The sequence below is a fragment of the Tropicimonas sp. IMCC6043 genome (assembly GCF_004146235.1).
GTDB lineage: Bacteria > Pseudomonadota > Alphaproteobacteria > Rhodobacterales > Rhodobacteraceae > Tropicimonas.
On sequence record NZ_SELO01000011.1, the window covers coordinates 1 to 25,847 of the forward strand.

At 65.8% G+C, this 25,847-nt stretch carries 23 protein-coding genes; 6 read left to right on the forward strand and 17 right to left on the reverse strand.

Annotation, left to right across the window (positions count from 1 at the left end):
• Positions 1–123: 123 nt before the first annotated feature.
• Together EU800_RS12035 and EU800_RS12040 are read right to left on the reverse strand one after the other, a co-directional pair.
• Positions 124–942, reverse strand: coding sequence for a DeoR/GlpR family DNA-binding transcription regulator (locus EU800_RS12035; protein ID WP_207209894.1), 819 nt, complete (start codon positions 940–942; stop codon positions 124–126).
• A gap of 67 nt (positions 943–1,009) precedes the next feature.
• The gene (locus EU800_RS12040) at positions 1,010–1,207 is read right to left on the reverse strand and encodes a hypothetical protein (protein ID WP_129632492.1); all 198 of its coding nucleotides are present in this window, start codon (positions 1,205–1,207) and stop codon (positions 1,010–1,012) included.
• A gap of 388 nt (positions 1,208–1,595) precedes the next feature.
• Between EU800_RS12040 and EU800_RS12045 the strand changes: the two genes are divergently transcribed.
• On the forward strand, positions 1,596–3,059 hold the full coding sequence (locus EU800_RS12045; RefSeq protein ID WP_129632495.1) for an L-fucose/L-arabinose isomerase family protein: 1,464 nt from the start codon (positions 1,596–1,598) through the stop codon (positions 3,057–3,059).
• A 39-nt stretch (positions 3,060–3,098) separates the two neighbouring features.
• Here the strand turns inward: EU800_RS12045 and EU800_RS12050 are convergent, their stop codons facing one another.
• The 8 genes from EU800_RS12050 to EU800_RS12085 all read right to left on the reverse strand — a co-directional run bounded on the left by EU800_RS12050 (position 3,099) and on the right by EU800_RS12085 (position 11,900).
• Positions 3,099–4,196: a Xaa-Pro peptidase family protein gene (locus EU800_RS12050; protein ID WP_129632498.1), complete on the reverse strand. Its 1,098-nt coding sequence runs from the start codon at positions 4,194–4,196 to the stop codon at positions 3,099–3,101.
• 29 nt (positions 4,197–4,225) lie between these two features.
• A complete protein-coding gene (locus EU800_RS12055) occupies positions 4,226–5,143 on the reverse strand; it encodes an SMP-30/gluconolactonase/LRE family protein (RefSeq protein ID WP_207209895.1) in 918 nt (305 codons plus the stop codon).
• Between the two features lie 10 nt (positions 5,144–5,153).
• On the reverse strand, positions 5,154–6,101 hold the full coding sequence (locus tag EU800_RS12060) for an ABC transporter permease (protein ID WP_129632501.1): 948 nt from the start codon (positions 6,099–6,101) through the stop codon (positions 5,154–5,156).
• Positions 6,098–7,036: an ABC transporter permease gene (locus tag EU800_RS12065; RefSeq protein ID WP_129632504.1), complete on the reverse strand. Its 939-nt coding sequence runs from the start codon at positions 7,034–7,036 to the stop codon at positions 6,098–6,100. Before EU800_RS12065 ends, EU800_RS12060 begins: the two co-directional genes overlap by 4 nt.
• Entirely contained in the window at positions 7,033–8,490 is a 1,458-nt protein-coding gene (locus tag EU800_RS12070; RefSeq protein ID WP_129632507.1) for a sugar ABC transporter ATP-binding protein, read from the reverse strand. The genes EU800_RS12065 and EU800_RS12070 overlap by 4 nt, the downstream gene beginning before the upstream one ends.
• 23 nt (positions 8,491–8,513) lie before the next feature.
• Positions 8,514–9,536, reverse strand: a complete 1,023-nt coding sequence (locus EU800_RS12075; RefSeq protein ID WP_129632510.1) for an ABC transporter substrate-binding protein — start codon at positions 9,534–9,536, stop codon at positions 8,514–8,516.
• 353 nt (positions 9,537–9,889) lie between these two features.
• Complete coding sequence (locus EU800_RS12080; RefSeq protein WP_129632513.1) at positions 9,890–11,236, reverse strand: HAMP domain-containing sensor histidine kinase; 1,347 nt, start codon at positions 11,234–11,236, stop codon at positions 9,890–9,892.
• Complete coding sequence (locus EU800_RS12085; protein ID WP_129632516.1) at positions 11,223–11,900, reverse strand: response regulator transcription factor; 678 nt, start codon at positions 11,898–11,900, stop codon at positions 11,223–11,225. Before EU800_RS12085 ends, EU800_RS12080 begins: the two co-directional genes overlap by 14 nt.
• A gap of 159 nt (positions 11,901–12,059) precedes the next feature.
• Here EU800_RS12085 and EU800_RS12090 point away from each other — a divergent pair, with 159 nt between their 5' ends.
• The 4 genes from EU800_RS12090 (at position 12,060) to EU800_RS12105 (ending at position 17,253) form a co-directional block, all read left to right on the forward strand.
• Positions 12,060–12,656, forward strand: a complete 597-nt coding sequence (locus tag EU800_RS12090; protein WP_129632519.1) for a hypothetical protein — start codon at positions 12,060–12,062, stop codon at positions 12,654–12,656.
• A 95-nt stretch (positions 12,657–12,751) separates the two neighbouring features.
• Positions 12,752–13,489 carry a YfdX family protein gene (locus tag EU800_RS12095; RefSeq protein ID WP_129632522.1) on the forward strand — a complete coding sequence of 246 codons (738 nt, stop codon included), beginning with the start codon at positions 12,752–12,754 and terminating at the stop codon, positions 13,487–13,489.
• Positions 13,490–13,569: 80 nt separating this feature from the next.
• On the forward strand, positions 13,570–14,682 hold the full coding sequence (locus EU800_RS12100) for an alpha/beta fold hydrolase (protein ID WP_129632525.1): 1,113 nt from the start codon (positions 13,570–13,572) through the stop codon (positions 14,680–14,682).
• A gap of 18 nt (positions 14,683–14,700) precedes the next feature.
• Complete coding sequence (locus EU800_RS12105; protein WP_129632528.1) at positions 14,701–17,253, forward strand: plasma-membrane proton-efflux P-type ATPase; 2,553 nt, start codon at positions 14,701–14,703, stop codon at positions 17,251–17,253.
• Here the strand turns inward: EU800_RS12105 and EU800_RS12110 are convergent.
• Both EU800_RS12110 and EU800_RS12115 read right to left on the reverse strand, forming a co-directional pair.
• Positions 17,148–18,140: a dihydroxyacetone kinase subunit DhaK gene (locus EU800_RS12110; protein WP_129632532.1), complete on the reverse strand. Its 993-nt coding sequence runs from the start codon at positions 18,138–18,140 to the stop codon at positions 17,148–17,150. The two genes, EU800_RS12105 and EU800_RS12110, sit on opposite strands and share 106 nt — an antisense overlap.
• A 398-nt stretch (positions 18,141–18,538) precedes the next feature.
• Positions 18,539–19,444 carry an AraC family transcriptional regulator gene (locus EU800_RS12115; protein ID WP_129632535.1) on the reverse strand — a complete coding sequence of 302 codons (906 nt, stop codon included), beginning with the start codon at positions 19,442–19,444 and terminating at the stop codon, positions 18,539–18,541.
• A 170-nt stretch (positions 19,445–19,614) separates the two neighbouring features.
• Between EU800_RS12115 and EU800_RS12120 the strand changes: the two genes are divergently transcribed.
• Complete coding sequence (locus EU800_RS12120) at positions 19,615–20,655, forward strand: aldo/keto reductase (RefSeq protein ID WP_129632538.1); 1,041 nt, start codon at positions 19,615–19,617, stop codon at positions 20,653–20,655.
• Positions 20,656–20,668: 13 nt separating this feature from the next.
• On the opposite strand, the gene EU800_RS12125 is transcribed toward EU800_RS12120, so the two are convergent.
• From EU800_RS12125 to EU800_RS12145, 5 genes are read right to left on the reverse strand one after another with little or no spacing between them, the layout of a single operon-like run.
• The gene (locus EU800_RS12125; RefSeq protein ID WP_129632541.1) at positions 20,669–22,057 is read right to left on the reverse strand and encodes a sulfatase; all 1,389 of its coding nucleotides are present in this window, start codon (positions 22,055–22,057) and stop codon (positions 20,669–20,671) included.
• Positions 22,054–22,995, reverse strand: coding sequence for a carbohydrate kinase family protein (locus tag EU800_RS12130; RefSeq protein WP_129632543.1), 942 nt, complete (start codon positions 22,993–22,995; stop codon positions 22,054–22,056). The genes EU800_RS12125 and EU800_RS12130 overlap by 4 nt, the downstream gene beginning before the upstream one ends.
• Positions 22,996–23,003: 8 nt before the next feature.
• Positions 23,004–24,011, reverse strand: coding sequence for an ABC transporter ATP-binding protein (locus tag EU800_RS12135; protein WP_129632546.1), 1,008 nt, complete (start codon positions 24,009–24,011; stop codon positions 23,004–23,006).
• A 3-nt stretch (positions 24,012–24,014) separates the two neighbouring features.
• Positions 24,015–24,845, reverse strand: a complete 831-nt coding sequence (locus EU800_RS12140) for a carbohydrate ABC transporter permease (protein WP_129632549.1) — start codon at positions 24,843–24,845, stop codon at positions 24,015–24,017.
• Positions 24,842–25,789: a carbohydrate ABC transporter permease gene (locus EU800_RS12145; protein WP_129632552.1), complete on the reverse strand. Its 948-nt coding sequence runs from the start codon at positions 25,787–25,789 to the stop codon at positions 24,842–24,844. The genes EU800_RS12140 and EU800_RS12145 overlap by 4 nt, the downstream gene beginning before the upstream one ends.
• Positions 25,790–25,847: the final 58 nt, after the last annotated feature.

Below are 25,847 nucleotides of genomic sequence, written 5' to 3' on the forward strand. Positions count from 1 at the left end.
CGATCGCTGTATTGCTGCTCGGATGGCGTGCGTGGTCGTGGCGCTGCCGTGACGTACCTGTCCCATAGGGCTTCCTTCCATTCCAGCGAATGGATCGCACCATCAAACCGTGGGATCAAACACCTAGTCGGCGATCAGGAGTTCCACGCCGCGACGCTCGAACTCCTTCGCATCCTGGTCCGAAATGCCGTCATCGGTGACGAATGTGTGGATCAGTTCCAGATCGCCGAGGCGCGTGAAGCTGGACTTGTTGATCTTCGTGGAATCGGCCACGAGACAGACATGCGAGGCGGCCTTGATCATCGCCTTCTTGAGTTCGAGATCGGCGAAACTGGGATAGGTCAGGCCGGATTCCGGGCCGACGCCCGCCGTCGCGAGAAAGAGCCGCCCGGCGAAGATGTTGTGGAAATACTCCGCGGCCTTGTCGCCACTGACCGACAGCGTGGGTGACTTGAACTGGCCGCCGGGAAGGTGAATGGCAAACCCCGGTATCGCGCCGAGGGTGATGGCGATGTTGAGCGCATTGGTGATGATCGTCAGGTTGCGCCGACCGACGAGCCGCGTGGCGACCTCGGTCGTCGTGCTGCCGGCATCGAGGATCACCGTTTCCCCGTCTGTCACCAGAGCCGCGGCGCAGGCGCCGATGCGGCGCTTCTTGTCCATGTTCTCCATGTGCTGGAGCACCATGGCCCCCGCCTGGCTCGGAAACCGGCTGAGATGCGCACCGCCATGTTCGCGGGAGATATGGCCTTCCTTCTCCAGCCGCTCGAGGTCCTGCCGGATTGTCGCTTCCGACACCTGGAAGGCTGCCGAGAGATCCCGGACGCGGGCGCTCCCCTCTTCCTGAAGCCACGCGAGGATCTTGCGCCGGCGCGGTTCGGCGAGCAGACCGGTCATGTCATCTGCAAAGGAAGCCGGTTTTTCGGACGCGGGCGTTTTCATCTCGGTTCCTTGCAGTGCAACAGAATGGTCGAGCAACCGGGATCTGGCTTGGGGCTTTCGATCTCTTTCATTTGTCTGTCATTGCGACGATTCGAATGCAAGTACGGTCGGTCGTCGGCGATCCGGCGTCCTTCGCGCGCTGAACCGCCGAGATGGTCGCATCGGCGCCGAGGGGCTTGGCCTTAAAGAACGGGTTGTCGTGGCCCAGCGTGATGATCGCGATGAGCCCCTCGGCCGAAGCGAAGCCGGCAAGGGCGCCGGTCATGCCGAGGGCGAACGCGGATACCGGTAATCTGCGTTTGCTTTCGTTTGATATCGAAATATTAAGTTTACTTCCGATAGCTCGCGAGATTGGATCATTCCACTAGATCTGCTCCCGCCACTTCACCGGCATTCAAAAGGCATTCGCCCCGGAGCCGAAAGCTGGCGGGCGCGCATAAATCTTCGTTGATGCCAAGATTTTTGAATTTTCTCTGTGGCGGCGCTTCGCCGGATGGTCTGTAGCGTACCGGGACTCACCCGGCGAGCCGGTGGAAGAGCCCACGAGGCGATTGAAAATAGAAGAAATCGAAATTACTCGAAATCGAGGCGGGATCCGTCCGCGGTTGCCGGAAAGTGCGCGGAGACGGATGTCGCGGGCTGGAGGAGCGACAATGACCCGGATTTCGAAGCGCAACGTGACCCTTGGTGTCGTGATCGGCAGCAGGGCCTTTTTCAACGGTGCGCCCTGCCGGGCCGCCCGCGAGGAAACCCTCGCCCATCTAAACCGGCTTGGGATCGCCGCGCGGATCCTGCCCTTCGAGGCGACGGTCAACGGCGCGGTCCAGTCGATCCAAGACGCCAAGCTCTACGCGGCCCATTTCGCCGAGCATCGCGACGAGATCGACGGGCTGGTCATCTGCCTGCCGAACTTCGGCGACGAGATCGCCGTGGCAGAGCTTGTGAGCCGTGCCCGGCTGAACGTTCCGATCCTGCTTCAGGCGAGCAACGACGAGGTGGACAAGGTCGATGTCCACAGCCGTCGCGACGCGTTCTGCGGCAAGCTGTCGGTGGCGAACAACTTCTACCAGTACGGCGTCCCCTACACCGAGACCACCTCGCATAGCTGTGACACGGGAAGCGCCGAGTTCGGTTCCGATCTGGAGCGGTTCGCTCGGGTCTGCCGCACCGTGCGTGGTCTCTCCAACGCCCGGATCGGCGCCATCGGCGCGCGCACCGGCCCGTTCCAGACCATGCGCTACAGCGAGAAGCTGCTCCAGGCCGCGGGGCTGACGGTGGTGACGGCGGACCTCTCCGAACTGATCGCTGCGGCCGGGGCGATCCCGGACGACGATGCCGACCTCGCCGCCAAGCTCGCCGCGATCAAGGGCTACGGTACCATTCCCGGCCACATCACCGAGGGCCAGATCGCCAAGCAGGCGAAGTGGAGTCTGGCCGTCAACCGCTGGATCGCGGAGAACGAATGCGACGCCTCCGCGATCCAGTGCTGGCGCTCGTTGCAGGACAATTTCGGCTGCGCCACCTGCCTGACGATGTCGATGATGGGCGAGGAACTGATGCCGTCCGCCTGCGAGGTGGACGTGATGGGGGCGATTTCGATGTATGCCCTGACGCTTGCCGCCGGCGCGCCCTCGGCGATCCTCGACTGGAACAACAACTATGCCGACGAGGTGGACAAATGCGTCTGCACCCATTGCGGCAACTACCCCAAGCAGTTCATCGGCGCGACGCCGGAAGTGGGCGAGCTGGACGTGCTGGGAGAGACCATCGGCCGCTCGAAATGCTTCGGCGCGGTGAAGGGCAAGGTCCAGCCGGGGGCGATGACCTATTTCCGCGTCTCCAGCGACGATCGGGCTGGCGCGCTGAAGGCCTATGTCGGGCAGGGCGAATTCACCGATGATCCCTTCCCGATGGATGGCGGCATTGCCGTCACCCGGGTCAACCGCCTGCGCGAGCTCCTGGGCTTCGTCGCCCGGAACGGCTTCGAGCACCATGTTGCAATGGTCCGCGGCCATCATGCAGACGTCGTCAATGAGGCAATCACCCGCTATCTTCGCTGGCCGATCTACCACCATGACGGCCACGTGGAACCGACGCTGGTCTGGACGGCCCGCTAAAGCGGGCCTCGCCGGATCACGGGATCTTGGTGGGGTCGGTCAGTGCGGCACGACCGAGGCGGAGTCCGACAGAGCGCGGATTCCCGTCTCCGAGAGCACGTAGTCATTTTCGATCCGCACGCCGGCTCGCAATTCGGGGCTGTAGAGGCCCGGTTCGAGCGTGAAGACGTCGCCGGCCTGAAACCTGTCGTCCCAATGCGGGTTGATCCGCGGTGCCTCCACCGGATCCAGCCCGATACCGTGACCGAGATGCGTGTCGAAACGCCAGCCCCGGAAGCCGTCGAGAAAGCGGCTCACCGTGTCGTAGACGGACCGGCAGGAGACGCCCGGCGCGATAAGCGACAGCGCCAGCGCGTGGGCCTCGACGACGCGGCGGGCGGCCGCAAGCTGGTCATCCCGCCATACGCCGCCGACCGGATAGGTACGGCAGAGGTCGGAATAATACCCGTGGACCATGACCCCGGTATCGATCGGGATCAGCTCGCCCTCACGGAGCGCCCGGTCGCGTGGCGGTCCGCCGATCTCCCCGCCTCGATAATCGTTGCCCAGCTCGCCGATCGGACGGCCCGCCGCGGAGACTGCCGCCGCCTGATAGGTCGCGAAAAGATCGGTCTCGCGGGTGCCCGCGACCAGAAGCGGTTCGATGGCGACATAGGCGGCCTCGCCGGCCGCGGCGCCGGCGGCAATAAACGCAATCTCGTCCGGATCCTTGGTGCGGCGGCGGCGCTCGATCTCCGGGCGCATGTCAAATGGCTCGACGCGGCCGAAGAGCAAGAGCGGCAGGTCGCCATCGAGACCGAGCCGGCAGCCTTGCGGGACCAGCTCCAGGAGAGGCTCCAGCGCAAGGTCCGCCAGGCGGGGCTTGAGGGAGGACCGGACCGCCCCCTCGAACTCGCGCAGCATGTCGGCGACATGAATCCCTTCGACGCCGGGCATGCGGCTGAGCACCGAAGGGCCGTCGGCGAGGATCAGCCCCGCCGCGGGGAATACGTCGCGTGCACGGTAGTTGAAGAGCCGGGTCAGCAGGCCCCGGCCGCGGACGAGAAGCCCCATGCAGCCCGCCGCGCGCAAATCTTCGCGCAACGCCTCCTGCCTCTGCCGGCAGAGATCTTCCGCCAATTCAAGCGGCCCGCTCATTCCGGCACTTCCTTCCGTAACGCGTTCGATCAGGGCCTTTGCGCGCCGCTCACCCCGACATAAACCGCATAGAGGCAGTCGGTCGAGGTGATGAAGAGCCGGTTGCGCCTCGGGCCGCCGAAGGTCAGGTTGGACACCATTTTCGGCGTCTTGATCCGGCCGAGCGGGTTGCCGTCCGGATCGAAGACGCGCACGCCGTCCTGCGACGAGGACCAGAGGTTCCCCCCGTCGTCGAAGCGGAAACCGTCCGGCAGGCCAGGTGAGACCTCGACGAAGACGTCGCCGCCGGACAGCCCGTTCGCTTCGGACACGTCGAAGACGCGGATATGGTGGGGCCCGTCGGGGTCGTGCGAGAAACCGCTGTCGGCGATGTAGAGCCGGCTCTCGTCCGGTGAGAACGCGAGGCCGTTCGGCTTGACGAAATCGTCGGCGACCACCGCGATCTCGCCGCTGGCCGGGTCGACGCGGAAGACGAAGCAACCCTCCTGTTCCTGCTCGGACCGGTATCCCTCGTAGTCCGACAGGATGCCGTAGCTGGGATCGGTGAACCAGATCGTGCCGTCGGACTTGACCACCACGTCATTGGGCGAATTGAGGCGCTTGCCCTGATAGCTGTCGGCAATCACCGTGATCGTGCCGTCCGGCTCGGTCCGGGTGACGCGGCGACCGCCATGCTCGCAGCTGACCAGCCGGCCCTCGCGGTCGCGCGTGTTGCCGTTGGCGAAGTTCGAATTGGCGCGGAACACGCCGACGCCGAGGTCCGGGGTCCAGCGCAACATCCGGTTGTTGGGGATGTCGGACCAGACGAGGAACCCGCCGTCGGCGAACCAGACCGGCCCCTCGGCCCAGCGACAGCCGTCATAGAGAAGCTCGATATCGGCGATGGGCACGGTCATGTCGCGGAAGCGATGGTCGAAATACTCGAATGCGTCGCCGACAAGGGCCATGGGTCTTCTCCTAGGTAGTGCGCTTGCCGCCGCTCGCGGCGACGATCACGCCGATGATGATGAGCCCGGTGAGCACCAGCCGCACCCCCGCCCCGGCGCCCATGGTGTTGAGCATGGTGACGAGCAGGAAGAGGAACAGCGCCGCGCCCCAGAGGCCTGGCACGTTGGCGTAGCCGCCGGCAACCGAGGTGCCGCCGATCACCACCACGGCGATCGAGCTCAGCAGGTATTCCTCGCCCATGTTCAGCGCCGCGCCGCCGGAGAAGCCGGCCAGAAGGTAGCCGCAGAGGCCGGCCAGTGTTGCGCTCAGCATGTAGGTGGCGGCGCGGATGCGCTCGACCTTGACGCCGGCCAGATGCGCCGCGCGCGGGTTCTGGCCAATAGCGATGACGCCGCGGCCGTAGAGCGTCCGGGTCAGGACGACGTGCCCGATAGCGGCCAGGACGACCACGCAGAGCGCGATGACCGGGATGCCGGCGATCTTGGCGGTGGTGAACTCCGCCAACTCAGTGGGCGGTTTCACCCGCAGGCCACGGTTCCACCAGATCGCCGCCGATTGATAGATGAAGCTCGACGACAGTGTGGCGATGATCGGCGGGATCCGCAGCAGCCGGATCAGCGAATAGTTGATCGCGCCAACGGACAGACCGATTGCGAGCGCCAGCAGCAGCCCCAGCGGAAGCATCGCGCCCGAACCGTCCATGGACTTCATCGCCACAGTGCCGGCAAGCGTCATGCAGGCCGGAACCGAGAGATCGACATTCCCCGGCCCGAGGGTGATGACGAACATCTGCCCGAGCGCGACGATGACGAAGAAGGCGCCGAATGTCAGCGCCGCCGACATGACCTGGCCCGACCCGGTGCCACCGGTATAGGCGGCCGTCGCGGCCCAGACTGCAATCGCGCCGACCCAGGCCCAGAGCCAGGGTTGCTTGCCAAATTTTGCCAGCGCGCTCATGCCTTCGCCTCCGTGCGGCTGATCAGGACGCGGAGCGCCAGCACGATGATCAGGATCGCCCCCTGCGCGCCGATCTGCCAGTCGGGGTTGAGGCGCAGGAAGGACAGGAAGGATCCGGCCAGCGCCAGCGTTACCGCGCCGATCACCGCGCCGATCGGCGAGACTCGTCCGCCGACGAACTCGCCACCACCGAGGATCACACCGGCGATGCTCAGAAGCGTGTAGCGCAACGCGATATTGGCGTCGGCCGAGGTGGTCAGCCCGACGAGGGCCATGCCCGAGAGCACGCCGAAGAAGCCCGCCAGCGCGAACATGGTCATCTTGATCCTGAGGATCGACCATCCCGCGCGTTCGAGCGACTTGGCGTTGCCGCCGGCGCCGCGCAGCACCGTCCCGAGCGCCGAGCGCATCAGGAAGAGGTGAACCAGCCCGGCGATCAGCACCGAGGCGATGATCGGCATCGGCACGAAGAACGGCTTCAGGGTCATCAGGCTGCGGATGTATTCGGGCGCCTTGCCGCCGGGTGTCGGCAGCACGAGCACGGCGAGGCCGAGCCAGACGAAGGACATCCCGAGCGTAACCACGATCGATGGCAGGTTTCGCAGATGGATCAGCGCGCCCAAGGCCGCGTAGACGGCGATCAGGCCGACCAGCGCGGCAAAGCCGAGAAGCGGCGTGTCATGGACCCAGGTCGCGGTCACGCAGGCGACCAGGCTGACAAAGCCTCCGAGCGAAAGGTCGAGCTCGTTGACGCAGAGGATAAACATCTGCGCGATGGTCGCGAGCGCGATCGGCACCGCGAGGTTCAGGAGCAGGTTCAGCCCGAAATAGCTCATGGTTCGTGGCTGGAGCCAGAAGATCGCGATCAAAAGCGCGGCGAGCGAGAGCGGCGGTAGCAGGCTGCGCAACAGCCGGGGGGAAAGGAGCGCGCTCATGCGTCAGCCCTGAACGAGGCGTGCAGCACCCGCTCCTCCGTCATCTCGGCACGCGTCAGGTCGGCGACGATGGCGCCTTCGCGGAAAACGTAGACGTGGTCACAGTTGCGAAGCTCGTCCATCTCCGTGGTGTACCAGAGGAATGTGCGCCCCTTTTGGGCTTCCTCGCGAATCATTGCGTAGACCTCCTGCTTGGTCCCCACGTCGACGCCCCGCATCGGGTCGTCCATCACGATGATTTCCGCAGGCGCCCCCAGGGCGCGCGCGAAGAGGGCCTTCTGCTGGTTGCCGCCGGAGAGCGAGAGGATCGGGTCGGCCATGTCCGGCGTGCGGATGCCGATCTTGTCTTTCCAGCGGTTGGAAAACTCGAACGCCTTGTCGTGGTTGAGGAGAAAGCCGTCGAGGAATTGCCGGAGCGAGCCGATCGAGACATTCTCGGCGATTGACCAGAGCGGAAAGACGCCGTCGCTCTGCCGGTCGCCGGCCACCAGCGAGACATTGCCGGAAACGTCGGTTCCCGGTGCGTGTTCGAAGACACGCACCAGAAGCTCGGTCTGTCCCTGTCCCGAAAGGCCGGCGAGCCCGACCACTTCGCCCTTGTGCGCCGTCAGGGTGAGCGTTTCAGGCGCGGACGGCGTGGCGCGCAGTGTCACCGGCGCGCCGTCGCGGATCACGGCTCCATCCGCTGCCGCGGCGGTCTGGGTTTCGGCAACGCTGCCCATCGCCGCCACCAAGGAGTTCCGGGTGAAGGACCTGGCGGCGTCGAGCGCCACGACGCCACCGTCGCGCATCACGGCGATTCGGTCCGACGTCTCAAGGACCTCGCCCAGAAGATGCGAGATCAGCACGCAGGTGCCGCCGCCTTCGACGTAGCGGCGGACATGTTTCAGGAGTTTCTCCGCGACGACCGCGTCGAGCGACGAGGTGGGCTCGTCGAGGATCACGACGCGCGCCGGGGTGTCGGTCACCGCGAAAGCGCGGGCGATTTCCACCATCTGGCGACGCGCGATCGAGAGATCCCCCACGACATCGTTGGTCGATATCCCGTGTCCGGGGAACACCTCGTCCAGCTTCGCGCCGATCAACGCACGCGCCGCGCGCCGCCAGCCGAATCCGGCAATCGCCGGATGCGAGATGCGGGCGTTCTCTGCGACGGTGAGATTGGGGCAGAGCGAGAGTTCCTGATAGACACAGCGGACGCCTCTCTGCATTGCCGTTTGCGGCGAGTATCCCGCCGTTACGTCCTGTCCCGCGATCACAATCGCGCCTGTGTCGGGCAACAGGTTGCCCGACAACACATTCATCAAAGTCGACTTGCCTGCGCCGTTATGGCCGACGAGGCCAAGGCATTCGCCGGCCCGGAGGTCGAGCGAAACGCCGTCGAGAGCGTGGACGGCACCGAAACTCTTGGCGACGCCGTCCAGCCGGACAATCAGATCCGATTCAGCACTCATCTTGGGTCACTCGCCCGGAGATCTTACATTCCGGCCGCTTTGATGACCTCCTGAGCATCCTCCAGCGAGTATTCCACGTTGGCCACGCCGCCCGGTTCGGTATTTGCGAGGCTCTCGTCGAGCGTGTCCTGGTCGATGCGCAGGAACGGCACCGTCAGGTCCTTCGGCACATCGGCGCCGTCGAGGATCTGCTGCGCCACCCAGAAGGCCAGCGTCGAGACGCCCGGCGCGATCGACACCGACATGGTCTCGTATCCGTTGGCGTCCTTCTGTTCCTTCCACCAGGTCAGTTCGTCGTGGCGGTTGCCCATCACGATGATCGGCATCTCGCGTCCGCTGGCCGCAAATGCCTGCGCCGTTCCGTAGCCGTCACCGCCTTGGGTCACGACGCCGACGATGTCGGGCAGCGAGGGCAGGATGCCGGCCACTGCCTTTTGCGACACGTCCTGTGCCCAGTTGCCATGGACCGATCCAGCGATCTCGAACTTGCCGGTTTCCGCAACGCCTTCGTGGATGCCCGCGCTGATCGCGTCGTCGACGAAGACGCCGGCCAGTCCGCGGATCTCGAGCAGGTTGCCGCCGTCGAGACGCTCGGCCAGATAGAGGACCTCGTCCTTGCCCATCTGCTTGAAGTCGACCGCGATGCGCCACGCGCAGGGCTCGGTCACGATACCGTCGAAGGAGACAACCGTGACGCCCGCGTCGCAGGCTTCCTTGACGGCGCCGTTCAGCCCTTCGGGCGAGGCGGCGTTCAGAACGATGGCGTCATAGCCCTGAAGAATCAGGTTCTGGATCTGCGCGGCCTGTTCGGTGACCTGGTTCTCGGCCGTGGTGAAGGCATCCGCCGCCGCGACGGTTCCGTCGGCTACGGCCGCGCCCGTCACCTTCTCCCAGCTCCGAAGCATCGCCTGCCGCCAGGAATTGCCGGCGTAGTTGTTGGACAGAGCGATCCGCTTTCCGGACGTGTCGGCGAGCGCCGATTGGCCCGCCAGGGCGGCCAGCACCGCCACGGTTGCGAGAAGGCTGGTTCGTGTTGAGTTTGTCATTTGGTTTCCTCCCATTATTCCTTTGTTCGAAGCATCGCTTCCGCGCTACGAGCCTGGTCTCGTGGCTTGTCGCGCGACGTAGTCGCTCCGATTTCCTCCCGTGCAAGAAGAAAAGTCTCTCTTCTCAGGTGCCAAGTAAACCATTGTCTGCAATCCACGCAATGTTTTTTTATAGTAAAAAACGGTGCAGTGTCGGTTCGCCGGCGTATGTGATCTCGTGCAAAGTCAAGCGTTTGGAATTAAAGAAGTATCTTGAAGGTTCCTTTTCTTGCTGCCGGTTGGGTGTGTTTTGTGCGACGTTTGTGCCGCCCCTTTCAGCGCCGCCGAACCTCCTCGTTCGGGCCGCGCCGAGCCTATGCCGGCGGGAAGGCGACGCGGACCAGCAGTCCCGGGCCGTTGTCCTCCAGCACGACCTCAGCGTCGTGCTGGTCGGCGATCGCGCGGACGAGCGCGAGGCCGAGCCCCGTGCCGTCGGTCGACCGGCTCCGGTCGGCGCGAAAGAAGGCCTCGAAGGCGCGGTCGCGGTCGGCTTCGGACATTCCGGGTCCGGTATCAGACACGCTCAGGCGGGGCGCCCCGTCCGGCCCGGCGCGCGAGTCGATGGCGATCCGGGCGTTCGGGCCGGCATGTGTGATGGCATTCTGGACCAGGTTGGCGACGAGCTGCGCAATCATCTGCGGGTCTCCAAAGAGGCGCTCCGGCCCGGCTCGGACCTCCAGCTGCTGTCCGTTGTCCTCGGCAAGTGGCGCGTAGGTTTCACGGATCTCCTCGAGGACAGGCGCGATCTCGAAGAGGGCGAAGCCACGCCCCGGTTCGGCGGCTTCGATGCGGGCGATTCGCAGCATTGTGCCGACAACGCCGCCCAGCCGTGTCAGTTCCTCGGCTACATCGTCGATCACCGGCCAGGGATCCTCTCCCCGCGCCGCCTGCCTCCGTGCCCGGTCGAGCCCGAGCGTTGCCCGCGCCAGCGGCGTGCGCAGGTCGTGCGCGATGGCCGTTGCGCTGCGCTCCTTGCGATGCACCAGTTCGGCCAGCCGGTCGAGATGGTGGTTCATCCGGCGGGCGATGCGGTCGATCTGGTCGTTCTGGCCGGAAACCGCCAGGCGCGCCTCCATTGCGCCCGCCGCGATCCGGTCGAGCGTCGCCTCCATAGATTCGAGCTTGCGCAGGCTTCCGGCGCTGATCGCATAGCCGGTCGCCAGCATCGTCAGCACGATCACGAAACCCGCAGTGCCGAGAGCGCGCAGCAGCGTCGTCTCAGCCGTCCGGGTCAGGTCGAGGCTTTCGCCGGTGACCAGCGTCATCGTCCCCAGGGGCCGCGAATGCAGAAGGAAATTCCGGCTGCCGCGGGCGGTCTCGAGCGCCAACTGGTGCCAGCCGTCCGGCAAAACCGGCACCGTCGGGCGCCCCGCAACCAATGCCCCCGTGGGCGCATAGAGCGCCAGGACGTTGCGCGCCTCGCGCGGCGAACCCGCGAGGTCCCCAATCATCTTCACCGCAGCGTCGTGTCCTTCCAGCCGGTGCACCTCGCTGAGCAGCATCTCCTCCTCGAGCACGAGGTCACGCGTCTGTGCCAGCATCTCGGACCGCACGTAGCGAAAGCCGAAGAAACCGGCGCCGACCAGCACGGCCAGAAACAGCAGCGCCGACAGGGAGACGGCCCGGAAGGCCGCCCCCGACAGGATGTTACCGCGGTCCATGCAGCGAATAACCCGCGTTGCGGATCCTGTGGATCAGCGGAACATCGAAGGGCTTGTCGATCTTCGCGCGCAGCCGGCTCATATGGGTCTCCAGAACGGTCGTGTTGGGCTCGAAGGAATAGTTCCAGACCCGTTCCAGGAGCAGCGTTCGGGTCATCACCCGCCCGGAATTGCGCATCAGCACTTCGAGCAGGGCGAATTCCTTGTTCTGAAGCGCGATCACCTGTCCCTTCCGCCGCGCGGTTCGGGACAGCAGGTCGAGTTCGAGGTCGTGCACGACGAGCCGGGTCTCCGCTGGTTTACCGCCCTTACGGCGCGTCACGGTGCCGATCCGCGCCAGCAGCTCCTCGAAATGGAACGGCTTGGCGATGTAGTCGTCCGCCCCGGCAGTCAGCCCCTCGACCCGGTCGTCGACCTCGCCCATGGCCGTGACGAAGATCACCGGCAGGTCGCGGCCCGCCGCCCGGAGCGCCCTCAGCAGGGCCATCCCATTCATCCCGGGCATCATCCGGTCGAGGATGGCGAGATCGCAGGTCTCGTAGAGGCTGAAGGCCAGCGCGTCCCGCCCGTCGGCGAAGTGCTCCACGCTGTGGCCCTCTTCCTCGAGCCCGGCGCGGATGTAGTCGGCCAGTGCCGCATCGTCTTCCGCGAGAAGTATCTTCATCTTCGTCCTACGGGCTCCTTCTGCGCCTCCGACCATAAACCGCTGCGCGGCGGGCGCACATTACAGATATGTAAGCCTCGTGCCAGCCACACCCCTGGCTGCAATGGCAGGATGGTCCGACCGCTTTCCGCGTCTCGTCCCGCAAGCAACGGAGCCTCCATGCCCGGCCCCCTGAACAATGCCAAACGGCATGCCGCCCTTCCCGGCAAGCTGGGGTGGGTCAGCACCGCATTCGCCGTCCTCGGCGTCGGCGCAGCCGGTTTGCCGTGGACGGGTCTTGTCGGGGGGACGGGAGACCTGGCATTGATGCTCGCCTTGTGGGGCGCTGCGGGCATCGGCCTAGCGCTTGCGATGCGGCCAATGCCGGAGTGGCGCGCCGTAGCAGCCGGGTTTCTCCTGCTGCTCCTGACCGGGCTCTTCGAGACATTCGCCCACCATCTCGGCCGCGAGGCGCTGACCATGCTCGTGGTTCTCGGCTTGCTGGCCCAGGGCGTCGCCACGATCATCCTCGCGCTCCGGCTCAGCGCCCGGGTTGCCCCCTGGCGTGCCGCCGCAGCCAGCGGCCTCTGTGCCCTCGGTGTCGGGCTCTTCATGATCGCAGGTTGGCCGGACCATTCTCTGCGCCTGGTCGCGGGGCTGTCGGGTGTCGCCTTCCTCGCGTGTGCCGCCGCGCTCCTTCGGCTGGCCGGTGCGATCCGGACGGCACGACACGTGGCGCCATCCAGCCCGCTTCATTCCGGCAGCCGGCGCGCCTGAAGGATTTGTAAACTGCGGGACAAGTGTCCGTCAGGCGCGGTGCCTACCTTTCTCTCAGGTTCAGGAGAACCGATGAAAACGGGAAAGGAAACGACATGAAAACGCGCAAGACTCTCACCGCCCTGGCCATGATTTCCTCACTCGCCGCGCTACCACTCGCCGGAACGGCGCTTGCCGAGGCAGCCGGCTCGGCCGCCCCGGCTCAAGAGCAAGCTGTGGCCAGCGCACCCCAGGACGGTGCCCTCATCAAGACCGTCGACGAAGCCTTTGGCGCGCTGCGCGACGTGCGCGCGGCACGGGTCGCGATCTTCAACGGCGACACCGAGCTTGCAGCAACCCTCGCAAAATCCGCCCAGAGCGGTTTCGAGGCGGCCCAGACCGACATGACGGTCTACGCGGTCGACACCAACAAGTCGGCGGGCGATGAACTCTACCTGCCCTTCGACGCCTCGATGGCGCTGTCCGAGGGCTTCGTCCCCGACACCGAGAAAGCGGCGTCGCTGACCAAGGCGAACGCGCATCTGGCCAATGGCGACGAGAAACAGGCTGCCGAGGAACTCCGGCTCGCCAATATCGACGTCACCGTGACCGCGGCGCTGGTTCCGGCCAAGGCGAGCCTGGAGCACGCGCAAGACGCCGTCTCGCTGATCGGTCAGGGCAAGTACTACCAAGCGAATATCGCGCTGAAGGCGGTCGAAGATTCTGTCATAATTGAATCCTACGGCATCGACAGCCTGCCGATGCAGGGCGGCCACGACACCGCGGCCTCGGCTCCTGCCGCTGCGAGCCCCGCCAACATGCCCGACGACGCGACGCCGGCCGAGCAGGGCTGAACCCGGCCTCTGGGAACCGCGTTTCCCTTCGGGCGCGCGGTTCCCGATCCTTCGGAACGACCGATCGACGGAAGCAAAACATGAAACACGACCATCCGACATTCGAACACTCCGTGCCATGGTTCTGGCCGATGGCGACGGCCCTTGAGATGGAGGCAGAGGGGCTGCGGGCCTGGGAAGACGGGCTGCATTTCGTGGAGGCGGCGGCCGAGATCACCGCGCCACCGGAGCCCGAATGGGCGACCGCGAACCAGGTCTGCCTCGATCTCGAAACCATGCGCCTGCGGGATTTCGGCGGCACCGGAACCGGGTTGCCGGTGATCGTCGACGCGCCCTATGCCGGCCATTCCGCGACCATCGCGGATTACGCATCAGGTCAGAGCCTTGTCGAGACCCTGCGCGCCGCGGGCCTGGGCCGGGTGTTGGTGACCGACTGGAAACCCGCAACGCCCGAGATGCGCGACTTCGACATCGACAGGTATCTCGCCGAGATCAACGTTGCCGTCGATGACCTCGGCGGAAGAGTCATTCTCGTCGGCCTTTGCCAGGGCGGCTGGATGTCGGCGATGTTCGCCGCGCGCTTTCCCGGCAAGGTCGCCGCGCTGGTGCTGGCCGGCGCGCCCATCGACACCGATGCCGGCGACGGCCCGATCCGCCGCCTCGCCCAGACGACGCCGCTCTCCGTCTACACGGAGATGGTCGCCGCCGGGGACGGGCTGATGCTCGGTGGACTGATGCTGGCGGGCTGGAAGAACATGCACCCGGGCGCACAGTATTTTGGCAAGTTCGCCGACCTCTACGCCCATATTGAAGACCGCAACTATATCGAGCGGACCGAGGCTTTCGAACGCTGGTACGAGAACCCGGTCGACCTGCCGGGGCGCTATTACCTTCAGGCCATCGACCAGCTGTTCAAGCGCAACCTGCTGGCCAGGGGGCAGTTCACCGGGTTGGGGCGGCGCCTGTCGCTTGGCACGATCACTTGCCCAATCTTTCTGCTGGCCGGGAAGGCTGATGACATCACCACGCCCGAACAGGTCTTCGCCGCGGCGGATCTGGTCGGCACGCCGAAGGACAGGATCCGACGCCAGATGGTGGAAGGTGGACATATCGGGCTCTTCATGGGCCGCAAGACCCTCACCGAAACCTGGCCGAGCATCGCCACCTGGATTGCCGAAAACGGCGGCGCCTGAGATCCGAAGGGACATTACATGAGACATCCTCGCGACATTGAGATCGTGCCGGACGGTGCGCCGCTGATGCGGACGGACCCGGAGACCGGTCTCAGCGCGGCCGAGGCGGCCGCACGACTCGCACGCTTCGGTCCGAACGCTCTGGACGAGACGCATCGCAGCCTTTTGGCGCGGGTCGCCGGCTATTTCTGGGGCCCGATCCCCTGGCTCATCGAGCTGGCCGCGATTCTGTCTCTGGTGCTCGCAGACTGGGCGGATTTCGCCGTCATCCTCGGCATGCTCGTCGTCAACGCGGGTGTCGGCTTCGTCGAGGAGAACAAGGCCGACTCGGCCATCGCCTTGCTGAAGGAATCGCTCGCGCCCACGGCGCGCGTGAAGCGCGACGGCCGTTGGCAGGAGGTCGAGGCCGCCGCCCTGGTGCCGGGCGACATCGTGCGGCTCGCGATCGGCAATATCGTGCCCGCCGACCTGCGCTTGACGCGGGGAGCCTACCTGTCCGCCAACGAGTCGGCGCTGACCGGTGAGAGTCTGCCGGTCGACAAGAAGCCCGGCGACACCGCCTATTCGGGGTCGGTCGTCAAGCTCGGCGAGATGGAGGGCGAGGTCACCGCGACCGGCATGCGCAGCTTCTTCGGCCGCACTGCCGCGCTGGTGCAGGGCGCAGAACGGAAGTCCCATTTCCAGCAGGCGGTGATGCGGATCGGAAATTTCCTGATCCTCAGCGCGCTTGCTCTTGTGACGCTGATCCTCGTCGTGTCGGTGCTTCGGCAGAACCCGGTCTGGGAAGCGGTCCAGTTCGCGCTGATCCTGACTGTTGCGGCGATTCCGGTGGCGCTGCCCACTGTACTTTCCGTGACCATGGCAGTCGGCGCGGAGCGGCTTGCCCGGATGAAGGCCATCGTCTCGCGCCTGGTGTCCATCGAGGAGATGGCGGGCGTCGACGTGCTGTGTTCGGACAAGACCGGCACGCTGACGCAGAACCGGCTCACCGTCGAGACACCGCGCCCGCTCAGCGGGCAGAGCGCGGACGATCTGCTGCTCGCCGCTGTGCTGGCTTGCAACCCCGACGAGCCGGACGCGATCGATGCCGCGGTGATGAAGGCGGCCGAGGGTGTCGAGGCGCGGAAGTCCTTCTCGCTGGACACGTTCACGCCCTTCGATCCGGTCTCAAAGCGCACCGAGGCGGTGGTCAGCCGCAACGGGGAGCGCTGGTGCGTCTCCAAAGGCGCCCCCCAGGTCATCCTCGACCTCGCTGGGCTCGACGGCGCCGTGCGCCAGGGCGTCGAGGCGGAGGTGGACCAGCTCGCCGAGCAGGGATTCCGGACCATTGGCGCGGCGCGGATGGTCGGCGGTCGCGGCTGGGAGTTCCTCGGCCTGATCCCGATCTTCGACCCGCCGCGCGCCGACGCCGCCGACACAATCGCCACAGCGCGGTCCATGGGGCTTACAGTCAAGATGATCACAGGCGATCATGAGGCGATCGCGCGACAGATCGCGGGCCAGCTCGGACTTGGCCGGAACATGCAGCCGGCGGGCGAGCTGCTCGATGGCGAGAGCGCAGTGGTGGCCGAGCGGGTGCGTGCCGCGGACGGGTTTGCGCGCGTTTTGCCCGAGCACAAGTTCCGCATCGTTGAGGCGCTGCAATCGGGCGGTAGCATTGTCGCGATGACCGGCGATGGGGTGAACGATGCGCCGGCGCTGAAGGAGGCTGATGCCGGCATCGCCGTCAGCGGCGCTACCGACGCCGCGCGCGCCGCCGCCGATCTCGTGCTGACCGGCGAGGGGCTGTCGACGATCACCGAAGCGATCACCGAGGCGCGGCGCATCTTCGAGCGGATGACAAGCTACGCAACTTTCCGGATCGCCGAGACGATCCGGGTGCTGCTGTTCATGACGGTGACGATCCTTGCCTACAATTTCTACCCGGTGACGGCGATCATGATCGTCCTGCTCGCGGTTCTGAATGACCTGCCGATGATGACGATCGCTTATGACAATGTCGCCGCTTCGGAGCACCCGGTCCGCTGGGACATGCGCCAGGTCATCACGCTGGCGAGCGTGCTAGGCATCATGGGGGTTGTCGAGACCTTCCTGCTGTTCTGGTATGTCGACAGCGTCGCCGGTCTGCCGAGGGAGGCAATCCAGACGGTAATCTTCCTCAAGCTTCTCGTCTCCGGCCACATGACGCTCTATGTCACCCGAAACCGGGGTTGGTTCTGGAGCCGTCCCTGGCCGTCGCTGAAACTCTTCGGCGCGACCGAGGCGACGCAGGTCGCCGGCACGCTGATCGCCGTCTACGGCCTCTTCGTCACCCCCATCGGCTGGACTGTCGCCGCCCTCGTCTGGGCGTATTGCCTGGCGTGGTTGCCCATCGAGGCCGCGATCGCGCAGGCAACACGGCGCGTTCTGGCGCCCGCCGCCGGGAATACACCCGGCGGCGGCGGAGACCGGACGCAGGCGCGGGATCAGAAGCCTGGGCAGGCGGTCTCCATGTCCAGCAGCGGCTTGAGCTCGTCGTCCAGCGCCAGCACGGTCAGTGTCGCGCCGACCATTTCCAGCGATGTGAAGTAGTTGCCGACAAAGGCCTTGTAGATCTTCAGCCCGCGCGCCTCGACCTGCGACGCGATCCGGTTATAGAGCACATAGAGCTCGTTGACCGGTGTCGCGCCCAGGCCGGACACCAGGATTGCTACCTCGGTCCCCTCGGGCAGGTCATGGTCGTCGAGCACGATCTTGGTCATGTCGTCAGCGACCTCGTCGGCGGTGCGCAGGTCCTCGACCCGCGTTCCGGGCTCGCCATGGTGGCCGATGCCGACCTCCATATTGCCCGGCTCGATCTCGAAATTCGGATGCCCGACGGCCGGCAGGGTGCAGGGGCCGAGGCCCACGCCGACCGAGCGGCAATTGTCGATTGCCTTCTGTGCGGCGGCAATCACCTCGGCGAGCGGCGCGCCGGTCGCCGCCTTGGCGCCACCGATCTTCCACATCATGATCTCACCGGCGACGCCGCGGCGCTTGCCGCGCTCATCGATCGGGGCGGAGCAGACGTCGTCGTTGGCGACCACGGTGGCAACCTCGATGCCGTCCTTCTTGGCCATCTTCGAGGCCATCTTCACGTTCATGTTGTCGCCGGCATAGTTGCCGTAGAGCACCGCCACGCCTGCGCCGCCATCGGCGGCCTTGATCGCGTCGTGGAAGCTCTTGGCGGTCGGTGACGAGAACAGCTCGCCCACCGCGACGGCATCGACCATGTTCTTGCCGGTGTAGCCGATGAAGGCCGGTTCGTGGCCCGAGCCGCCGCCGGTCACGATTCCAACGCGCCCCTTTTCGGGCGCGAATTGCGATACCACGACCCGGACGTTTTCCGCGTCGAGACGGACCAGATCCTCATGTGCGCGGACGAAGCCGGCGACCGTTTCGTCGACGATGTCATCGGGATTGTTCAGAAAACGTTGCATTCTTCGTTCCTTGCTTGATCGTGAAACCGGACGCGCCGCGCCGGAGCCAGTGTGTTTCTGCCGCAGGGGCGCGCGCGCCCGTCATCCCCGGTCCGGTCAGACTTGACGTGGAAGCGGGCGATCCGGCGCCATGCGTCGCCAATGCCTCGGGGGGGGGGGCGGTGCAGGACCGCAAGCGCACGGCATGGCGATGCGGCCCGGAGCGCGTCCTACAGCCGCGGCATTCCGAAAACCGTTAGGACATGTGACCCTCCCAAAGCGCCGGCGACTCTGGGGTCGCCCCGCACGCCAGTAATGGGCAATTTTTTACTTTTGTCAACTCGACGAGTATATTTGTAATTATTTGAATAATGTAGTCTTTTCAATGACAAGGTATGCGCCGCAGTCCCATGCGGCGATCAGACAGGTGTCGCGGCGACGACATTCCGACGGATCTCGGCGCTGTCGCGCCCGGGCGGCGCGCCGAACATGCGGCGGTATTCGCGGCTGAACTGCGACGGGCTCTCGTAGCCGATGGCGAAGCCGATCTGCGCGACGTCGCTCCCTTCGACAATGAGCCGTCGTCGTGCCTCCTGCAGACGCAGGCGCTTCTGGAACTGCACCGGAGTCATCGCCGTGACCGCCTTGAAATGGCGGTGGAAGGTCGCCGGGCTCATTCCCGCAAGCGCTGCGAGATGCGGCACGCTGACGGTGTCGGTGAAGTTCTCCCGGACCCAGGCGATCGCCCGGCCGATCCGCGCCGTGCGACTGTCGGCGAGCCCGATCTGGCGCAGCATGGCACCCTGCGGGCCGTTCAGCAACTGCCAGACGATCTCGCGCCGGATCATCGGCGTCAGTACCGGGATGTCGCGCGGGCGCGCGGCAAGCGCCATCAACCGTTCCAAGGGGCCGACAATGTCTGGCGGCAGCGGATGCACGCTGAGCGCAGCCGGATCCGGCCCAGCCGGCAGCGCGTCGCGCGCCTGCTCCAGCATCAGCTCCGCCACCACGCCCGGGTCGATGTTGAGAACGACCGCGATATAGGGCGCCTCCGCGGATGCTTCGACGATCTCGGCGCGGATCGGCACGTCGAGCGACGTGATCAGGCATTTTCCGGAATCGTAGCGGTAGGATCGTTCACCGAGCTGACTGACCTTCGCGCCTTGCAGGACTGCGCAGAAAGAGGGCTGGTAAACCGAGTGAATCGGGCCGGTCGAGATGTCGGACACCGCAAGGAAGAGGCCGGGAAGAGGTGTTTCGCGGCCATGGGCCTCCCAAAGTGCAAGGGCGCGGGACCGCAGGATGTCGAGATCGGGTATTTCCATGGTGGCATCCTAGCTGATTGCGCGAGGCGGGACAGGTGCCTCTCGTGCGATTGAGAGGATCGGGCAGGATTTCGCGAGGATCGGCGTTGCGGCCACCGGGGCGCGTGGCCCAAATGGAATGCAAGCCGAGGCCATTCCTGGCCCGGCATCCTCAGGGAAGGACAGATACCATGCGCTATCGTCGCCTCGGCCACAGCGGCCTCTTCGTCTCCGAGCTCTGCCTCGGCACCATGACCTTCGGCGGATCCGAGGACATGTGGGGCATGATCGGCCAGCTCCGGCAGGAAGAGGCCGATGCCCTGCTCGGCACCGCGCTCGATGCGGGCATCAACTTCATCGACACCGCGAATATTTACGCCAACGGCAGAAGCGAAGAGATCCTCGGCCAGTCTCTGAAGAATCTCGGCATCGCCCGGGAGGACGTGGTTATCGCCACCAAGGTTCACGGCCAGATGGGCGAGGGTCCGAACGCGCGCGGCTCGTCGCGCAAACATATCCTCGACCAGGCGAAAGCGAGCCTGAAACGGATGCAGATCGACCATATCGACCTCTACCAGCTGCACGGTTTCGATCCTGCGACGCCGATCGTCGAGTCGCTCGAGGCGCTCGACACGCTGGTCCGGCAGGGGCATGTCCGCTATCTCGGCCTGTCGAACTGGGCCGCCTGGCAGATCGTCAAGGCGGTAGGGATCGCCGAGATGCGGCGGCTGGCGCCCATCGTGTCGCTGCAGGCCTACTACACGCTGGCCGGCCGCGACCTCGAACGCGAGATCGTCCCGGCGCTGCTCTCCGAGAATATCGGGCTGATGGTCTGGAGCCCCCTGGCGGGTGGCTTCCTGTCGGGCAAGTTCGACCGCGACGGCAAGACCGCCGAAGGCCGCCGGGTGAATTTCGACTTCCCGCCGGTCGACAAGGACCGCGCCTACGACGCCATCGACCTGATGCGCAGGATCGCTGCGGACAAGGGCTGCACCGTGCCGCAGGTCGCGCTCGCCTGGCTGCTGCACCAGCGGGTGGTGACCAGCGTCATCCTCGGCGCGAAGCGTGTCGAGCAACTCACCGACAATATCGGCTCGACCGAGGTCACGCTTTCGGCGGAGGATCTCGATGCTCTCGACGCGGTGACCCGCCTGCCGGCGGAATACCCCGGCTGGATGCTCGCGCGACAGGGCGAATACCGGGCGCAGATGCTCAAGGACGAGCACGCCTGACCGGGCGTTCGCGTCATCCCTTCGGCGTCTCGGGGTCGAAGTCGAAACGGTCGGGCAGTTCCAGCCCATGGGGCAGGTGATGCTCGACCGCCATGACCGAGATTCCGTCGCGGTAGAGCCAGGGGTCGCGGGTCTCCCGCTGCCAGGCCTCGAGCTCGTCCCGGAACGCCGCCAGGCGATCCGCATGGGCCGGGTCTTCGGCGAGATTGGTGACCTCGAAGGGATCGTCCTCCAGATTGTAGAGCTCCTCCGGCGGGCGTCGGATGTATCGGGCGAGGGGTCGTGCGCCGATCATCACTGGCTCGGTCCGCCGGATTCCCTGCCAGGAGAGCGATCCGTAAAGATCGCCCGAGAAGGGGAAATCGAGCTGCCAGGCGACATTGCGGTGATACTTGTAGCGCGGTGTCCGGAGGAAGCGGGTGGGCCAGTAATTCGTCACTTCGTGAAAGGTATGGGAGCCGAAAACCCTGTCCCAGCCCGGCAGGCGCGTGGTCTCCTCGAGGATCGGCAGGAGCGAGCGTCCGCGTCTGCTGCCCGCCGGTGGGCTCGCACCGGCGGCGCCGAGAAAGCTCGGCAGCAGGTCGGTGAAGGAGACGAGATTGGGGTTGGCAATCCCGGGGCGCTGACCGGGCCGGCGCAGGATCAGCGGCAGGTGGACGCCGGCGTCAAACAGCGTGGTCTTGGAATTGAGGAAGGGCGCGCCGTTGTCAGATAGGAACACAACCAGCGTGTCCCGGGCGAGCCCCGCCGCTTCGAGCGCCGCGAGGACCATGCCGACGCCGCGGTCCAGCCGGTGCACGGAGCAGTAATATTCGGCCAGTTCCTGGCGCACTTCCGGCAAGTCGGGCAGGAAGGGCGGCACATCCACGTCCTCGGCGCGGAAGACCGGGTCCTGCGCGCCGAAACCAGAGTTGCCGAAGCCGCCGCGGGTCTCGTCGCGATGCGGATCGACGAAGCCGATGGTGAGAAAGAAGGGCAGGGCATCCTGTGTTCGGGCGTCGAAATAAGCGCGCGCGCGCGATGCGACCCAATCAACATCGCGCGTTTCGCTCTCCTCGCGGTGCTGCCAAGGATAGACTTCCGCCGGGCCGACATGAACCTTGCCGATGATCCCGGTGTGATAGCCTGCCGCGTTTAACAAGGCCGGCGCGGTCGGTACGTCGGCAAAGGTCATGAAGTGGTGGTAGTCGTGGTGCAGCCCGTATTGCCCGGTTTCGTGCGTGTGGAGCCCGGTATAGATCACCGAACGGCTGGCCGAACAGGAGGCCGTCGAAGTGAAGGCCATGTCGAACCGCGTGCCGCTTGCTGCGAGCGCGTCGATATTGCGGGTTGGAATGCGGGGTTCGCCGTAGCAGCCGGCCATGCGGCCGAGATCGTCGGCGATCATCAGCAGGATATTCATGTCAGGGTTTCTAGACAGTTCGAAAAGTCGAGCGGACCATCGCCGCGCGGGAAGTCGCGAATGACGTGTCTTGCCACGTAGCAGCCGGCATGGAGCGCTGCCGGCGGGGCGTGTCCGGACGCCCGCGCGGCAAGATATCCCGCATTGAACGCGTCGCCGGCGCCAATCGTGTCCAGCACCTCGGCGGGAGGCGAGGCCGTGTCATGAAAGCGCCCGGCGAGGAAAAGCGTGGCGCCCTCGGGGCCGCGCTTGATGACCAGTTCCGCGCCGGGCCGCAGCTCGGCGCTGAGGTTTTCACAGGCCGCCGAGATGGTTTCGCAACCGGTCAGGCCGAGCACTTCCTTGTCGTTGAGCAGGATCACGTCGCTCTCGCGGATCCACTCAAGGGCCAAGGCGCGGTTGGCCGCGCTCCAGCCGCCGCCAGGCCAGCCGGGGTCGATGGCGGTGCGGGCGCCGCGGGCGCGCAGACCGGCGAGGAGCGCCTTGCTCTCGGGGGCGAGCCCCGGCAGGGCGAAGCTGCCCGCAAGCAGGGCGATCGCGCCGTCGAGCGGCCAGTCGCGAAGGCGCGCGTTTATCGTTGGCGCGTCCATCGCGTCGAGATGGCCGGGCGTCGAGAAGAAGGTGCGTTCGGAGCCGCTGTGGAGCAGGCCGAAGGTGACCGAACTCGGGCTGTCGACGGTCGTGATCCGGTCCAGCGGGCCTGCGAAGGCGGCGTGAATCATGTCGCCGACAAGGTCGCGCCCCGCCGTCGCAACAAGGCCTGAACGTGCGCCGAGCCGTTGCAGCACGATCGCTGTATTCGCCGCAGATCCCCCGATCCGCGTGTCCGAGCGCCCGAGGAAGCTCTCGGTGCCGCGGTCCGGCCAGGCGTCCATCGGTCCGGCGACGAGGTCCAGATTGGCATTGCCGATGACGGCTATGGTGGCGCTGTCGTCCATACCGCCGCTCAGCGCGCCACGGGCCGCCCGGCGGCATCGAAGAGATGGATCGAGGCCGGGTCGGGCGTCATCCGGATAGTGCTGCCCGCGGCGATGTCGGTCCGTCCCTCCACCCGGATATTGACCGGCCCGATCCCCTCGGCCTCGACATGCACGAAAGTGTCGCTGCCGAGCCGCTCGGTGAGGGTCACCCGGCCAGTCCAGTCCCCACCCTCGGGGGTGAGCACGATATGCTCGGGACGGATGCCCAGGCAGGCCGCGCCATGCGCCTCGGCGACCGGGCCGCTGAGGAAGTTCATCCGCGGGCTTCCGATGAAGCCGGCAACGAACTGGCTGGCGGGCCGTTCATAGAGGTCCATCGGCGTGCCGACCTGTTCGACGATGCCGCCGTTCAGCACCACGATCCGGTCGGCCAGTGTCATCGCCTCGACCTGATCGTGGGTGACGTAGATCATCGTTGTGTCCGGCAGGCGTTTTCTCAGTGCGGCGATCTCGAGCCTCGTGTCGACGCGGAGCGCCGCGTCGAGATTGGACAGCGGTTCGTCGAACAGGAAGACCCGCGGATCGCGCGTGATCGCGCGACCGATCGCCACCCGCTGGCGCTGGCCGCCCGAGAGCTGCCGCGGCTTCCGGTCGAGCAGCGGCTCGATCTGGAGCATCGTCGCGGCCTCGTGCACACGGCGTTCGATATCGGACCGGGAGAGCTTCGCCTGTTCCAGCCCGAACGCCATGTTCTCGAAGACGGACATGTGCGGGTAGAGCGCGTATGACTGGAACACCATCGCGATCCCACGTTTCGCGGGCAGCACGTCGTTCATCGGCGCGCCGCCGATGCGCAGCTCGCCGCCGGTGATGTCCTCGAGCCCCGCGATCAACCGCAGGAGCGTGGACTTGCCACAGCCCGACGGTCCGACGAAGACGACGAACTCGCCCTGTTCGAGGCTCAGGTTGATGTCGCGCAGGACCTCGACCTTGCCGAAGGATTTCGAGACGTTGATCAACTCGACACTTGCCATGTCCTATCCTTTCACGGCGCCGGCGGTGAGGCCGGACACGATCTTGCGCTGGAAGACAAGAACGAGCGCCACCAGCGGCAGGGTGACGATGACCGATGCGGCCATGATGTTGCCCCACGGGATCTCGAACTCGCTGCGGCCCGAGATCAGCGCGATCGCCACCGGCACGGTGCGCTGGCTGTCGGTGCTCAGGAAGGTGAGCGCGAAGAGGAACTCGTTCCAGGCGTGAATGAAGGCGAGGAGCCCCGTCGTCACCATCGCCGGCCACATCAGCGGGAGGAAGACGCGGCGGATGATCGTGATCGACGAGGCGCCGTCCATGATCGCGGCCTCCTCGATCTCGACGGGAAGATTCCGCATGAAAGTGGTGAGCACCCAGACGGTGAAGGGCAGGGTGAAGATCATGTAGGAGAAAACGAGGCTCCAGAGCGAGTTGAAGAGGCCGAAGGTGCGGATCACTTCGAAAAGGCCCGAGAGCACCGCGATCTGGGGGAACATCGACACGGACAGCACCGTGAGCAGCAGCAGGCCGCGGCCGCGGAAGCGGATGCGGGAGAGCGCGTAGGCGGCGGTCACCGCGAGGGCGAGCGACAGGATCACCACCACCGTCGCGACGAAGACCGAGTTCAGGATCTGCCGGCCAAAGACGCCCTCGGTCAGCATCGACCGGTAGTTGGCGAGGTTCAGCGATGTCGGCAGGTAGTTGACCTCGAACAGCGCCTGTCCGTCCTCAAGCGAGGTGAGGATGGCGTAGAAGAAGGGAAAAACCGCCTGCAGGACGATGATCGCGACGAGGGCGTAGAAGCCGAGGCTTTGCAGCGGGGTCCGTTTCATGTGTTCCGGCCCTCCAGATCCATGCGGGTGGCGAGGATGAAGGTGATGGTGATGAGCGCGATCACCAGGAAAAGGAGCGTCGAGGCCGCCGAGCCATAGGCGAACTGGTCGTAGTCGAAGAGGTTTTCGCGCGCATAGACCGACATGGTCCGGGTGGCGTCGGTATTCGGGGTCAGGACGTAGGCGATGTCGAAGATCCGCAGCGCGTCGAGGGCCCGGAAGACGATTGCAACGAGGATTGCCGGCATGATGAGCGGCAGGGTGACCTTTCGGAAGGTTCGCCAGGCCGGCACGCCGTCGAGCCGCGCCGCCTCGTAGATGTCCTGCGGCACCATCTGCAGGCCGGCGAGGATCAGGAGCGCCATGAAGGGTGTTGTCTTCCAGATGTCGACGATTAGCACGGCGATCATCGCGGTGTCGGGCGAGGCGGTCCAGGCGACCGGATGCGAGATCAGGCCGAGCCGCAGGAACATGTCGTTAAGGATGCCGAACTGGTCATGCATCATCCACGCCCACATCTTGGCCGAGACAATGGTTGGGATCGCCCAGGGGACCAGCACGGCGGCGCGCACCAGGCCGCGACCGCGGAACTGCTGGTTCAACACCAGCGCGATCACGAGCCCGAACAGCGTCTCAAAGGCGACGGAGATGACCGCGAAGCGCACGGTGTTCCAGACCGACCGCCACCAGCGCGCATCCGCCAGCAGCCCGTAATACTGCCCCTCGCCATCGCCCCAGTCGACATATTCGAGGTAGTTGCGGATGCCGACCCATTTTGCATCGGCCATCAGGTCGAGCGAGGCGTCGGTAAAGCTGAACCAGATCGTGCGGCCGAGCGGCCAGGCGGCCACGATGAAGAGAGTCACGAGCATCGGCGCCAGGAAAAGCCAGGCCGACCTTGTGCGGTTGCGCGAGAGGCGCGATTTTCGCGATGTCTCGGGCATTGGCTTTCCTCCAAAATGGTCCGGGCGAGAACGCCGCCCGGGCCTGGTTTCGGGCCGA

What these genes read in the sequence shown, in the direction of transcription:
- EU800_RS12035 (WP_207209894.1), bottom strand. Translation starts at nt 942, where the DNA reads ATGAAAACGCCCGCGTCCGAAAAACCGGCTTCCTTTGCAGATGACATG.
- EU800_RS12040 (WP_129632492.1), bottom strand. Translation starts at nt 1,207, where the DNA reads ATGACCGGCGCCCTTGCCGGCTTCGCTTCGGCCGAGGGGCTCATCGCG.
- EU800_RS12045 (WP_129632495.1), top strand. Translation starts at nt 1,596, where the DNA reads ATGACCCGGATTTCGAAGCGCAACGTGACCCTTGGTGTCGTGATCGGC.
- EU800_RS12050 (WP_129632498.1), bottom strand. Translation starts at nt 4,196, where the DNA reads ATGAGCGGGCCGCTTGAATTGGCGGAAGATCTCTGCCGGCAGAGGCAG.
- EU800_RS12055 (WP_207209895.1), bottom strand. Translation starts at nt 5,143, where the DNA reads ATGGCCCTTGTCGGCGACGCATTCGAGTATTTCGACCATCGCTTCCGC.
- EU800_RS12060 (WP_129632501.1), bottom strand. Translation starts at nt 6,101, where the DNA reads ATGAGCGCGCTGGCAAAATTTGGCAAGCAACCCTGGCTCTGGGCCTGG.
- EU800_RS12065 (WP_129632504.1), bottom strand. Translation starts at nt 7,036, where the DNA reads ATGAGCGCGCTCCTTTCCCCCCGGCTGTTGCGCAGCCTGCTACCGCCG.
- EU800_RS12070 (WP_129632507.1), bottom strand. Translation starts at nt 8,490, where the DNA reads ATGAGTGCTGAATCGGATCTGATTGTCCGGCTGGACGGCGTCGCCAAG.
- EU800_RS12075 (WP_129632510.1), bottom strand. Translation starts at nt 9,536, where the DNA reads ATGACAAACTCAACACGAACCAGCCTTCTCGCAACCGTGGCGGTGCTG.
- EU800_RS12080 (WP_129632513.1), bottom strand. Translation starts at nt 11,236, where the DNA reads ATGGACCGCGGTAACATCCTGTCGGGGGCGGCCTTCCGGGCCGTCTCC.
- EU800_RS12085 (WP_129632516.1), bottom strand. Translation starts at nt 11,900, where the DNA reads ATGAAGATACTTCTCGCGGAAGACGATGCGGCACTGGCCGACTACATC.
- EU800_RS12090 (WP_129632519.1), top strand. Translation starts at nt 12,060, where the DNA reads ATGCCCGGCCCCCTGAACAATGCCAAACGGCATGCCGCCCTTCCCGGC.
- EU800_RS12095 (WP_129632522.1), top strand. Translation starts at nt 12,752, where the DNA reads ATGAAAACGCGCAAGACTCTCACCGCCCTGGCCATGATTTCCTCACTC.
- EU800_RS12100 (WP_129632525.1), top strand. Translation starts at nt 13,570, where the DNA reads ATGAAACACGACCATCCGACATTCGAACACTCCGTGCCATGGTTCTGG.
- EU800_RS12105 (WP_129632528.1), top strand. Translation starts at nt 14,701, where the DNA reads ATGAGACATCCTCGCGACATTGAGATCGTGCCGGACGGTGCGCCGCTG.
- EU800_RS12110 (WP_129632532.1), bottom strand. Translation starts at nt 18,140, where the DNA reads ATGCAACGTTTTCTGAACAATCCCGATGACATCGTCGACGAAACGGTC.
- EU800_RS12115 (WP_129632535.1), bottom strand. Translation starts at nt 19,444, where the DNA reads ATGGAAATACCCGATCTCGACATCCTGCGGTCCCGCGCCCTTGCACTT.
- EU800_RS12120 (WP_129632538.1), top strand. Translation starts at nt 19,615, where the DNA reads ATGCGCTATCGTCGCCTCGGCCACAGCGGCCTCTTCGTCTCCGAGCTC.
- EU800_RS12125 (WP_129632541.1), bottom strand. Translation starts at nt 22,057, where the DNA reads ATGAATATCCTGCTGATGATCGCCGACGATCTCGGCCGCATGGCCGGC.
- EU800_RS12130 (WP_129632543.1), bottom strand. Translation starts at nt 22,995, where the DNA reads ATGGACGACAGCGCCACCATAGCCGTCATCGGCAATGCCAATCTGGAC.
- EU800_RS12135 (WP_129632546.1), bottom strand. Translation starts at nt 24,011, where the DNA reads ATGGCAAGTGTCGAGTTGATCAACGTCTCGAAATCCTTCGGCAAGGTC.
- EU800_RS12140 (WP_129632549.1), bottom strand. Translation starts at nt 24,845, where the DNA reads ATGAAACGGACCCCGCTGCAAAGCCTCGGCTTCTACGCCCTCGTCGCG.
- EU800_RS12145 (WP_129632552.1), bottom strand. Translation starts at nt 25,789, where the DNA reads ATGCCCGAGACATCGCGAAAATCGCGCCTCTCGCGCAACCGCACAAGG.